At 69.4% G+C, this 11,377-nt stretch carries 13 protein-coding genes and 1 tRNA gene; 7 read left to right on the forward strand and 7 right to left on the reverse strand.

Translation table 11 applies throughout. The features are described from left to right. The 3 genes from ACFUJ1_RS31115 to ACFUJ1_RS31125 all read right to left on the reverse strand — a co-directional run. On the reverse strand, positions 1 to 290 hold a 290-nt coding region (locus ACFUJ1_RS31115), incomplete at its 3' end, for a DUF742 domain-containing protein (RefSeq protein WP_378650886.1). Further along, positions 287 to 712, reverse strand: coding sequence for a roadblock/LC7 domain-containing protein (locus ACFUJ1_RS31120; RefSeq protein WP_233019972.1), 426 nt, complete (start codon positions 710 to 712; stop codon positions 287 to 289). The genes ACFUJ1_RS31120 and ACFUJ1_RS31115, both read right to left, overlap by 4 nt. After that, positions 712 to 2,178 carry an ATP-binding protein gene (locus ACFUJ1_RS31125; protein WP_378650887.1) on the reverse strand — a complete coding sequence of 489 codons (1,467 nt, stop codon included), beginning with the start codon at positions 2,176 to 2,178 and terminating at the stop codon, positions 712 to 714. Before ACFUJ1_RS31125 ends, ACFUJ1_RS31120 begins: the two co-directional genes overlap by 1 nt. A gap of 520 nt (positions 2,179 to 2,698) precedes the next feature. On the opposite strand from ACFUJ1_RS31125, the gene ACFUJ1_RS31130 reads away from it, so the two are divergent. From ACFUJ1_RS31130 to ACFUJ1_RS31160, 7 genes are all read left to right on the forward strand, one after another. After that, positions 2,699 to 3,505 (forward strand): hypothetical protein, encoded by an 807-nt coding sequence (locus tag ACFUJ1_RS31130; RefSeq protein WP_378650888.1) that lies wholly within the window; start codon positions 2,699 to 2,701, stop codon positions 3,503 to 3,505. Positions 3,506 to 3,655: 150 nt separating this feature from the next. Further along, the gene (locus tag ACFUJ1_RS31135; protein ID WP_378650889.1) at positions 3,656 to 4,057 is read left to right on the forward strand and encodes a hypothetical protein; all 402 of its coding nucleotides are present in this window, start codon (positions 3,656 to 3,658) and stop codon (positions 4,055 to 4,057) included. Positions 4,058 to 4,070: 13 nt separating this feature from the next. Further along, positions 4,071 to 4,262: a hypothetical protein gene (locus ACFUJ1_RS31140; RefSeq protein WP_378650890.1), complete on the forward strand. Its 192-nt coding sequence runs from the start codon at positions 4,071 to 4,073 to the stop codon at positions 4,260 to 4,262. A gap of 236 nt (positions 4,263 to 4,498) precedes the next feature. Next, positions 4,499 to 5,113 carry a hypothetical protein gene (locus ACFUJ1_RS31145; RefSeq protein WP_378650891.1) on the forward strand — a complete coding sequence of 205 codons (615 nt, stop codon included), beginning with the start codon at positions 4,499 to 4,501 and terminating at the stop codon, positions 5,111 to 5,113. Positions 5,114 to 5,416: 303 nt separating this feature from the next. Then, entirely contained in the window at positions 5,417 to 5,995 is a 579-nt protein-coding gene (locus ACFUJ1_RS31150; protein ID WP_378650892.1) for a MarR family winged helix-turn-helix transcriptional regulator, read from the forward strand. A gap of 35 nt (positions 5,996 to 6,030) precedes the next feature. Further along, positions 6,031 to 6,684 (forward strand): hypothetical protein, encoded by a 654-nt coding sequence (locus ACFUJ1_RS31155; protein ID WP_378650893.1) that lies wholly within the window; start codon positions 6,031 to 6,033, stop codon positions 6,682 to 6,684. A 38-nt stretch (positions 6,685 to 6,722) separates the two neighbouring features. Further along, a complete protein-coding gene (locus ACFUJ1_RS31160; protein ID WP_378650894.1) occupies positions 6,723 to 7,151 on the forward strand; it encodes a bleomycin resistance protein in 429 nt (142 codons plus the stop codon). A gap of 15 nt (positions 7,152 to 7,166) precedes the next feature. Here ACFUJ1_RS31160 and ACFUJ1_RS31165 read toward each other — a convergent pair. The 4 genes from ACFUJ1_RS31165 to pgm form a co-directional block, all read right to left on the reverse strand. Beyond that, positions 7,167 to 7,239, reverse strand: a tRNA-Ala gene (locus ACFUJ1_RS31165). Between the two features lie 89 nt (positions 7,240 to 7,328). Then, the gene (locus tag ACFUJ1_RS31170) at positions 7,329 to 8,033 is read right to left on the reverse strand and encodes a DsbA family protein (protein WP_378650957.1); all 705 of its coding nucleotides are present in this window, start codon (positions 8,031 to 8,033) and stop codon (positions 7,329 to 7,331) included. Positions 8,034 to 8,093: 60 nt separating this feature from the next. Continuing rightward, the gene (locus ACFUJ1_RS31175; RefSeq protein ID WP_378650895.1) at positions 8,094 to 9,422 is read right to left on the reverse strand and encodes an MFS transporter; all 1,329 of its coding nucleotides are present in this window, start codon (positions 9,420 to 9,422) and stop codon (positions 8,094 to 8,096) included. Beyond that, the gene (gene pgm, locus ACFUJ1_RS31180; protein WP_378650896.1) at positions 9,415 to 11,052 is read right to left on the reverse strand and encodes a phosphoglucomutase (alpha-D-glucose-1,6-bisphosphate-dependent); all 1,638 of its coding nucleotides are present in this window, start codon (positions 11,050 to 11,052) and stop codon (positions 9,415 to 9,417) included. Before pgm ends, ACFUJ1_RS31175 begins: the two co-directional genes overlap by 8 nt. Between the last annotated feature and the right edge of the window lie 325 nt (positions 11,053 to 11,377).

The raw sequence follows: 11,377 nt of genomic DNA on the forward strand, positions 1-11,377 counted from the left end.
GGCACCGCTTCCAACGGCCGCGGACTGGAAAGATGCTCACTGTCGAGCAGATCCGACACCACGATCTTCACCACCGACGGCGGCATATCCAGATAAGCAGCCACCTCGGCGATCGACAGCGAACCCTTGGTACTGCAGAGGGACAGCACGCGGCGGGCGTCCGGCGCCAGCCCGATGGGCGGCTCGGAACCCGCGACGACCAGCGTCACCAGATCGAGCAGCCGGGTGGCGCGGGTGCGGCCCCCGGTGCGGACGTAGGCGCGGACCAGATCGGGGTCGCGGCCGCTCACCGCAGACCGCCGTCGTCTCTCCGCCGGGGCGCGCTGGCCAGCTCGTGCCCGACCCGGGCGGCGAGCTCGTTCATCCGGTGCGCGATCAGCCCGACATCCAGATCGACGGTGGTCGCCACGCCGAGCAGGGCACCCTCGCCCGCCGCGGTGATCATGATCATGCCCTCGTCGTACTCGGTCATGTTCTGCCGCACCGTGTTACCGCTGGTCCCGCAGAACTCACCGAGCGCCTTGCCCAGCGACCGCAACCCCGACGCCGCCGCGGCGAACCGCTCGGCATCATCCTTGGAAATCCCCGCACTGTGCGCAATGCGCAACCCGTCATCGGACAACAGCACCGCGAACCGGACCCCGGGCACCTCGAGATCCTCGAGAAGCCACCCCAGTTTGTTGCTGCTGTCGGTCACGCTCGGTGTGCCCATCAGGATGTCGTCCCTTCCGTCTGTTCGGATGCGGCGGCACGGCCGCTCTTGGAACCGGACTGCCACGCCGCCGCGATATCCGGCCGCGCCAACCCGGGATCGGTCCGCGGACCGCTCGTCTTCACCATCGCGGCGACGGTCGCCCGGCGCCTTCGCCTCGGCAGGCCGCCGCCCGCGATCTCCCGCACCGACGCCTCCGGCTCGTGATCCGATTGCGCTGACACAGGTTCGGGGTTCGGCACCGCGGCGACCACCGGCTCGGCGCGGACCGTCGCGACGGGCTGCGGGGTGCCGTTCTGCTGCGCGCCGAACCGGTCGGCGGTGCTGCGGGCGATCGGCGCCGCGGGGATCTCGATGGGCTCGGGGGCGGGTGCGGCCGGGGGCGGGGTGATCAGCAGGGTCTCCGGGATGTAGACCATGGCCCGCATACCGCCATACGCATTCGGCCCATCGATATACACCGTGAACCCATACCGCCGAGCCAACGCGGCCACACCAGGAAAACCCACCTTCGGCGACGGACCCAGCTGATGGATATCCACCGACCGCTCCCCCGCCAGAACCTGACGCGCCTCCTCCATCTGCTCGGAATTCATCCGAACACCCGCATCATCCACAATCACGGTCACCCCGTGATGCCCCTCCTGAAACCCCACATCCACATACGACGTCGGCGGCGAATACCGCAACGCATTGTCCAGCAACGTCGCCAACGTATGCACCAACGGCTCCACCGCCCGCGAGATCACCATCCGATCCAACTGATTCGACCGAACCCGCAGATAATCCCGCACCCGCCCCGTCGCACCACCCACCACATCGGTCAACGACTGCGACGGCCACCGACGACCAGGCAAACCACCACACACGATCACATACGACTGCGCCTGCCTGATCATCTGCTGCACCGAATGATCGATCCGCGTCAACGTCGCATACACCTCGTCATCACGATGCTCACGCAACGCCGCCGACACGACCTGACTCACATCGGCACCCAAACTCACCACCGACGTACCGAACGACCGCACCGCACCACTCGTGGCATCCCGCGCCGAACTCGACAACCGCTCCCGCACCGCCTCCTCGGCGGACTGCACGGCGACCCGGGAATTCTCCTCGGCGTCCCGGATGGTCTGGTCGCGCACCTCCGCCTGCAGGATCCTGAGCTCGTCGGCATAGCGCTCGGCGGTCCACCGCAAACCTTGGGCGAACCGTGAATTCTCGGTGCCCGGCGGGACTTCCGGGATCGGCGCGGGCTCGTGCCTGCGCACCGAGGCGGCGACCGCGGGCAGGGTGGTGGCGGCGAGCCGCTCCAGCGCCTCGTCGTGCAGGCGCTGCTCGGCGATCAGCGCATCGATACGGGACTGCTTGCGGCGCACGACCTGCACCGCGTAGATCGTGGTGACCGTGACCAGCACGACGGTCACGATCCAGGGAAGCACCACGGCAAAATCTGAACTCATCAGTTCTCTCGTGTTGAGGGACTCGAGGACCGGGGGGATCGGGGTGCCCGGCGAGCCGCGCAATACCCCTGCTGCCGAACGTCTTTGATCGCGCACGGCCTGCCACACCGATCCCGGCGATCGGCACACAGTAGCAGTATCACGAAGAAGTCTCGATTCGCGAGATGGCGAACAATTGCGGTCTCCGGAGGGGTTAACAGTGCGCAAAATAATCATGACCGAAGGATTCCGTCCGGTAGCGATGATCTTTTACCGCAGTGTTAAATGCTTACTACGGATCTCGTTGCCCGACAGTGGGTTTCGCTGTATCAGACAGTAGCCGTTCCGGCGGTGCCGACGCATGACTCGTCAATTATGGAAACCCGTTCCAGTGGCTTTCCGCACCGAACCGAACAATTGTTTTCTGTTTCCCCGGTCACTTATAAACCGACCGGTTGCCTGGGTTACCCCCGGACCCATCCGTGCGGCCGGGCAGCTCCGAAGGTGAATCGACAGACACTGTTCGAACGAAAGGTGATCGATGGGCACCGGCAAGCACAGGGCACTCGCCCCGGCTCGGAGGCGGATGGGCTACGCGGTGGCGGCGGGGGCGGTTCCGGTGGCGCTGTCGCTGGTGGCGACCGGGACGGCACACGCCGCGCCCGAGCCGCAGGTGGCGGTGGGCCCCGCCGAGGTGGCGCCGATCGCCGACGAGCAGGCACCGGCGGCCGCCGAGGTGCCGAACGTCAACCCCTACTACGGCGTCCGCTACCCGGACGAGGTGCTGAGTTCGCTGCAGGGCGCGCGCTCGATGCCCGCCTACGGCTACCTCTCCCCCGTCGAGAACCTGCACGGCCCGGCGCCCGCCCAGCCCGTCCCGCCGATCACCCCGCCGGCCGGCGTGCTGCGCTTCGGCGACGTCCAGGTGGAGTCGCCGGACTGGCTGCCGCGCGAGCAGGCCATCCAGATCAACGACGCCGCCGCCGCACAGGAGGCCGGGCTGGCCACCTACTTCGACTCCGTCGGCATGGAGCGCACCCGCTCGGATCGGGTCGCGAGCCAGACCATCGGCTCCGCCGCGGCCGGTGCGGCCGCGGGCGCCGCCTTCGCCGCACCGTTCGGTGTGATCGGGGCGGCGGCGGGCGGCACGATCGGTGCGCTGGTCGGGGTGCCGTTCATGCCGATCGGGCTGGCGGCCGTCCCGCTGGGCGCCGCCTACGGCGCCGGGCTCATGGTGGCGCCGCTCGCCGCCATCGGCGCGGGGCTCGGTGCCGGGGTCGGGGTGGTGCAGGGGCTGGCCGCGCCGGCGCAGGCGCTCGGGCCCGCTCCGGAGGTCGTCCAGAGCTGAGCTTCGCCTTCTTGCGCGCCGCCATCCGGTTTCCGGGTGGTGGCGCGTTTTTGTGCCCGCGTAACGCCACGGCCACACCGTCCGACAGTGAACATGAGTGTTCGCAAAAAGCCGTGGACCTCGATCCGTTGCGACAGTGAGGATTTCACCATGAAGAAACCGACCGCCGTGCTGGCCGAGGTCGCCGTAGCGCTCGGCGCCGCGGCGAGCGTCGCCGCGCTCGGCGCACCGACCGCTTCGGCCGCCGTCACCGGCATCACCGTCGCGCCCGGGCGCACCATCGGCCTGCACGACTACGGCACCGGCTGCTCCTACACCGTCACCGCGACCGTCGACGACTCCGCGCAGGTCTACTTCTTCGAGGAGGGCCAGGGCCCGACCGGCTTCGCCGATGCCACCCCGGTCGACGGCACCGCCACGGTTACCTGGACTCCGTCCCGGACGGCCACCACCTACCTTTTCGCCGCCCAGGCGGGCGGGAACGTGTGGCCCCGGGTCCCGGTCGACGTCGGCACCGGGATCAACCTCGGTTCCGCCTGCGTCGCGCTGTAATCGAGGAGTTCGAATGTCCACTTTGCGTGCCTTCTTCGTCATCACCCTGATCGGCGCCGCGACCGTCGGCGGCGGCGCGAGCGCGGCGGCCGAGCCGGTGCCGCTCGAGCCCTTCGTTCCGGCGCACTCCGGGCCTGTCGCCGAGACCTGGTGCAACGCGCACCCGCTCATCCAGCTGTGGTGCTTCGTCAGCCAGTCCGCCTGACGACCGGCCTTTCGGGATACGGTGAAATGCGGCCGTGGCACCCCGGAGAAATGCGATGATCTTGCCGGGAATTAACTATGAAGAATGGATATTCAACAGCGGATAAAAACATTCCTGTCATGCTTTAATTGGCGATTCCGATTCACAGCAAGAAGCGAACGGGCTATATTTCAAACACCCGATTCACGGGGTTCGACACCCAGTCGTACCATTGCTCGAAATTCCTGGAGATTGCCATGAGACCGACCTCCCTGCTCCGCGCCGGCGTTATCGCCCCGATCGCCGTCGCCTCCGTCTTCTGCCTCGCGGCACCGGCGAGCGCCGCCCCCGTCAGCGTCAACTGGGCCTGCCGTGGCACGGTCTTCGGCATCGGCCAGACCTCGACCATGACCACGTCGGTCACCGGCACCGCGCCGGGTTCGGCGGCGTCGGGCTCCGCGGTGGCCATCACCATCACGCCGGGCGCCTCGTCGGTGCCGAGCTCGGCCTCCGGGTTCACCGTGAACAACATCAGCAACCTGAAGATGACCATCCCGACGCCGGCGAACTCGACCCTGGTCTCCGCGACCGCCTCGGGCGGCACGGTGGCGGGCAGCGTCGCCACGTCGGGCGGGAACGTGGTGCTGACCGTGCCGGGGCCGATCGCGGGCGGCACCAGCTTCACCCCGCCCGCGGTGACCGTCAACGTCACCGCGGGCAGCCCCGGGACCCCGATCACCAGCAAGTACGCGGGCACCAGCTACACCAGCCCCGGCATGACGATGACGACCAACGTCGCCTTCGTCGGCAATGTCGCGACCTCGTGTTACCCGAACCCGTCGCCGACCCTCACCACCACGTCGGTGACCTGACCCCGGGGGCGGGCGGCACGGAACGGTGACCGATGCCGCAGGCCCCGGTGTACGTGCCCGGACCGGGCTGCCCGGCAGCCCGGTCTCGGTCACGGCTCAGCTATCGGCCCGACAACGGTTGCCGCGCTTGCTGTTTGACGGGCGATGTCCACTTCGGCCGAATTCGGCATCGCATCGGACACTGTGTCGTACAGTGCATGTCCGGCACCGCCACGACCGCTCCCACGGTCGGCGCGGTGCCCGCTTTCGTGATGTTCGGCAGCCGCTCTCCTGCCTGCCGACGAACGATCGACAGGAGTCACCATGCCTGCGTCGAACGCCCGGCGGCGATCCCTGCCGCACGCGGGGAAAGCGGCAACCGGCACTCGCGATTCCGCCAAGCCCCTGTGCCCGAGAACGACCCAGCCCGCCCGGATCTCGGCCGAACTCAAGCGCGCCCTCGAGTTCTACCACGGCGCCGCCGAGGACCTGATCCGGGAATTCATCCGGGTGCTCGGCGTGAACGAGACCGACCGGCGGGCCCTGGAGATCGTCCTGCTGGAGAACGAGAAGGATACGACGCCGGGGCTGCTGGCCGAACGCCTCGGCCTCACCGCGGCGGGCGTGACCATCATGCTGAACCGCCTGGAGAAGCAGGGCTACATCGCCCGCACCCTGCACCCGACCGACCGCCGTCGCGTGATCGTGCTGGCGACCGACCTCGCGGCGCATCGCGTTCAGGAACTCGTCGTTCCGATGATCGTCGAGAGTTACAAGATGCTGCTCGACTCGTACGACCCCGGGGAACTCGACACTATTGCCGATTTCCTCACCCGCGCGGGCGAGCTGCAGAAAATTCACCGGCAACGATTGCGAGACGTGGACCCCTACGCGAGGCCCTGAATTCATCTTCGCCGCGCTCGACAGTTACCCGACGGGTGATCGCGCTGTCGGCAAAGGGCCGTTCGGCAATTCGCGAGCGAGAAAGCGGTAGTGCAATGCAGACCCGCGACAAAGACAGTCCGGCCGATCGTTTCCGGCGGCAGGTGCCGGGTATGGTGATCGCGGTAGTCGTCACGGCGATCGGAATAACGTTCCTGGCCGAGCCCGAGCCGAGCCCGCCGGTGCGAGCCGACGATCCGGGCCGACTCACCGCCCTGGCTTTCGAGCGCACCACCATCCGAGCCCGGACCTCCGGGTCGGCCTCGAGTCCAGCGGGCTCTCCGACGGAGGTATCCGCACCGGGCGATGTCATCGGCGCCGGCACGGCCACCGAAACCTCCCAGCCGCCGGCCGCCCCCGAAACCACCGCGATTGCTCCGCCGGATCCCCCGCCCGGGAACTCGACAGACCCGTCGGTGGGCGCCGGTTTCTCCGCCACGGCGAGTTTCTCGGTCGAGGCAACATTCAGCGTCCAGCTCACAGCCACCACCACGACTCCGTCGACGACCACCGTCACGTCGACCCCGCTGCCGACCACCACCACGATCACGACAACGACGGCGCCCCCGCGCACCACCACGACCCCGATCCCGGCGAGTGCGACCACCACACCGAGCGTCTCCACCACGCCGTCGCCGACCGAGAAATGACGGCATGAGCCCACGGGACGATCTGTCAGCATGACGACGTGAGTTCCCCCGCGCTCGTCCCCGAGCTCCTCGTCACCGACACAGCCAGAAGCATCGAGTTCGGGTGCGGGCTGTGCGGATTCGAGATCGAGTACCAGCGCGCGGACGAGGGCTTCGCGTACCTCTCGCGCGGCACCGCACACATCATGCTCGAGCAGCGCGGCGCTGGCCGGAACTGGATCACCGCCCCACTCGAGCAACCGTTCGGGCGCGGAATCAACTTCCAGGTCACCGTCGCCGACCTCGAGCCGATCCTCTCGGCACTGAGCCGAACCGGCTACCCGCTGTTCATGCCACCGGAGACGAAGTCGTACCGCATCGGTGAATCCGAACGATCACACGTCCGGCAGTTCCTCGTCGCCGACCCCGACGGGTACCTCATCCGCTTCGCCCGAAAGAAATCAGGCCCGGTCGAAGACCGGGCCTGACCTGCGGAAAATGGGTGGAGCTAAGGGGACTCGAACCCCTGACCCCCACACTGCCAGTGTGGTGCGCTACCAGCTGCGCCATAGCCCCGAGATGGTGTACCGCCGGGCTTCCCCGGCTGCCTGAACGAAGTTACACCACCCTCCGCGCGCCCACCAAATCGCCCCCTGAGCTGCGAGTCAGCGCGTGAGTTCGACCACCCACTCCGCGTTGTTCACGTCGACGTCGTTTCCACCGGCGAGCACGGTCGGGGTGCCGACCTTGTCGGAGGCGGCGCGCAGGGCGTCCAGGTTGGCGGCGGCGGCGGTGCGGGCGGCGTCGGTCCGGGCGCCGGTGGCGACGCACTGGACGGCGGTGTCGGGGGCGCCGGAGGTGCGGGCGATGGCAGCGAGCTCGTCGGCGGTGTGGTCGCTGTCGGCGCTCTCCTCGGGCTGCTCGGCGAGGAAGAGGGCGTCGTGGAAGCGGGCGTAGGCGACGGCCTGGCCGCTTTCGGCGACGCAGCGCAGGGCGCCGGCGGCGCGGGTGGAGTAGTCGCCGGAGGAGCTGCGGGAGTCGAGGAAGTTCACCAGGTGGTAGCGGACGGCGAGCGCGCCCTCGTCGACGCGCTGGGCGATCTCCTGGCCGTAGATGCGCTCGAGGACGCCGCAGGCGGGGCAGATGGGGTCCTCGTAGATGTCGACGGTGGCGCGCGCGTCGGGCTTGCCGAGGCGGATGGCGTTGCCGTCGACGGCGACCTGCACGGTCGCGTCGCGCACCGAGCCGTAGCCGTCGTTGCGGGTGACGGCGTCGTCACCGCCGGAGGACCAGCGGTAGGCGGCGAAGACGATGATGCCGATGATCACGACGGCGAGCGCGCCGAGCGCGTAGGTGGTGTTGCTGGACATCGGGCGCGGGGTGTAGCCGGCGGACGGTTTGCTCACCCCGTCCACTCTGCCGTATCCGCGCTACCGCGCGCTGCCGCGTCCCCCGAGCCCCTCCGATTCGGCGCAGGGTGGAAGCGGCGCGCTGACCTCGGTGCCGGGCGGCATGGGCGCGATGCCGGGCTTCCCGCTCGAACCGCTCCCGTCCCCGGCGGCGCGGCTCGAAGGATCGGTCTCCCGGCGCATGGGCTCGGGAACCAGGAGCCAGAAGACCGCGGCGAGTGCGAGCAACCCGCCGGTGACCCCGAGCCCGACCCCGTACGACAGCTGCTGCGCGAGGAACCCGACCAGAATCGGCCCGAGCACGGTCCCCAGATCCGCCGACATCTGGAACCCGGCCAGCACCGGACCCCCGCGCGCGTTCGGCCCGATGATGTCGGCGACGGCGGCCTGCTGCGCCGGGCTGAACATCCCGGACCCGATCCCGGCCACGAAGCTCGTGATCAACAGCAGCGGCACGGTGTCGGCCAACGCGAGCCCGCCGGTGCCGACGGCGCAGATGAACGACCCGAGCACGAGGAACGGCTTCCGGCCGAACCGATCGGAGAGCCTGCCGCTGGTGAAGAGCACCACGGCATTGCCCGCGGCGAAAACGGTGAGCGTGATCCCCGCCATGGAGGGCTCCTGCCCGAGCACCTCCACGACGAGCAGCGGCACCAGCGCCATCCGGACGCCGAACACCGCGGCGCCGTTGCAGAAGTTGGACCAGAGCACGGCCCGGTACTCGGGGCGGCTCCAGCCCTCGGCGAAGCTCATGGTGCGCTGCGGCCCGCTCTCCACCGTGTTGATCAGCGTGGAGCCGCGCAGCGCGTACCAGACGACGGCGACGGTGATCAGCAGCGCGATCATGTAGAGCACGAAGGGCGCGCGCAGGCCGAAGCCGGCGAAGAGCCCGCCGATCAGCGGGCCGCCGAGCGAGCCGACCAGGAAACTGGTCGAGTACAGCCCGGAGACGCGGCCGCGGGCGCCGGGCGGCGACATCCGGATCACCAGGGCCAGCGAGGACACGGTGAACATGGTGGAGCCGATGCCGCCGAGCGAACGCAGCACCAGCAGTTGCCAGTAGGTCTGCGCGAGCGCGCTCGCGCCGGTGGAGAGCGCGACGACGAGCAGCCCGCCGAGGTAGACCGGCCGCTCCCCCAGCCGCTGCACCAGCCGCCCGCTCATCGGTGCGAACAGCAGCCGCATCAGAGCGAAGGCGCTGATGATGGCCGACGCCGCGGCCACCCCGACGCCGAAGCCGCGGGCGAACTGCGGCAGCACCGGGGCGACCAGCCCGAAGCCGATCGCGATCACGAACGAACCGGCGATCAGTACCCAGATCTCGCCGGGTAGCCGGTCCGCCCTATTCACCGGCCAGGGCGCGGCCGACCATCTCCTCGGCCGCCGCCTGGACCTGCGCGAGGTGCTCGGCACCGTGGAAGGACTCGGCGTAGATCTTGTACTTGTCCTCGGTACCGGACGGCCGCGCGGCGAACCAGGCGTTCTCCGTGCTCACCTTGACCCCGCCGAGCGCGGCGCCGTTGCCCTTGGCGCTGGTCAGCACCTCGGTGACGGGCTCACCGGCGATTTCCCGCTGCGTGATCATGTCCGGTGTCAACTTCTTCAGCTTGGCTTTCTGTTCCGCGGTGGCCGCGGCGTCGATCCTGGCGTAGGCGGGGGCGCCGTAGCGGCGCTCCAGCTCGACGTAGCGCGCGGACGGGGTACGGCCGGTGACGGCGGCGATCTCGGCGGCGAGCAGCGCCAGGATGATGCCGTCCTTGTCGGTGGTCCAGACGGTGCCGTCGGTGCGCAGGAAGGAGGCGCCCGCGCTCTCCTCGCCGCCGAAGGCGAGGCTGCCGCTGAACAGCCCGGGCACGAACCACTTGAAGCCGACCGGAACCTCGTAGATGTCGCGGCCGAGCACCCCGACCACCCGGTCGATCATGGACGAGCTCACCGCCGTCTTGCCGATCTTGGAGAGCGCGTCCCAGCCCGTCCGGTTCGCCACCAGGTACTCGATGGCGACGGCGAGGAAGTGGTTCGGGTTCAGCAGCCCGCCGTCCGGGGTGACGATGCCGTGCCGGTCGGCGTCGGCGTCGTTGCCGGTGGAGATGTCGTAGTCGTCCTTGATCGAGACCAGGTTCGCCATGGCGTAGCGGGAGGAGGGGTCCATCCGGATCTTGCCGTCGCTGTCCAGCGGCATGAACCGCCAGGTCGGGTCGACCAGCGGGTTCACCACCTCGAGCTCGAGGTCGTAGCGCTGGCCGATCTCCTCCCAGTAGTCGACGCTCGCGCCGCCCATCGGGTCGGCGCCGAGCCGGATGCCCGCGCCGCGGATGGCGTCCAGGTTGGAGACCGAGGGCAGGTCGGAGACGTAGTGGTCGAGGTAGTCGTAGCGCTCGGCCGCGGCGAGTGCCCTGGTGAGGGTGGTGCGGCGGACGCCGGTGAGGCCGGTGCGGAGCAGTTCGTTGGCGCGCTCGGCGATGGCGTCGGTTGCGGTGGTGTCGGCGGGGCCGCCGTGCGGCGGGTTGTACTTGAAGCCGCCGTCTCGGGGCGGGTTGTGCGAGGGGGTGACCACGATGCCGTCGGCCTGGTGCCTGGGGTTGCCGCGGTTGTGCCGGAGCACGGCGTGGCTCAGCGCCGGGGTCGGGGTGTAGCGGTCGCGGGAATCGATCGCCACCGCGATGTCGTTGCCCGCCAGCACCTCCAGCGCGGTGGTCCAGGCGGGCTCGGAGAGCGCGTGGGTATCCCTGGCCAGGTAGACCGGGCCGGTGATGCCGCGGGTGGCGCGGTACTCGACGATCGCCTGGGTGACGGCGAGGATGTGCGCCTCGTTGAAGGCGGTGTCCAGGCTGGAGCCGCGGTGCCCGGAGGTGCCGAAGACCACCTGCTGCGCGGGCTCCGCCGGATCGGGCACCCGGCTGTAGTAGGCCGTGACCAGGTGCGGGATGTCTTCCAGATCGGCGACGCGGGCCGGACGGCCCGCTCGATCGTGGGCCATGGTGGTGGCTCCCTTCCGTGTCGGCTGCGCCAGGCTCGTCATCGGGATCACGCGCACACCCGGTCGCGTGCGGCCGCGTTCGCGAAGGTCATACCCGCGCTCCCTTCCCCGTACCGCCCCTCGTATGCGGGCGGCTCCCGATCCGAGCAGTCTACGAAGCGGGGGCGCGGAGCGGGAAAACGTCGCGCGGCCCCCGCCGCGGGCACCCCCGGGAACGGCGTCGGAAAGGCACCGCCCGAGCCTATCGCCAGGGTCCGACACGGGTCGGCCCCGAGAACCGCGCGGTTGGTTCTACCAGCGAAAACAAGCTTTCCGACGGCTCCAT

Source organism: Nocardia sp. NPDC057227, from assembly GCF_042669725.1.
GTDB lineage: Bacteria > Actinomycetota > Actinomycetes > Mycobacteriales > Mycobacteriaceae > Nocardia > Nocardia asteroides_A.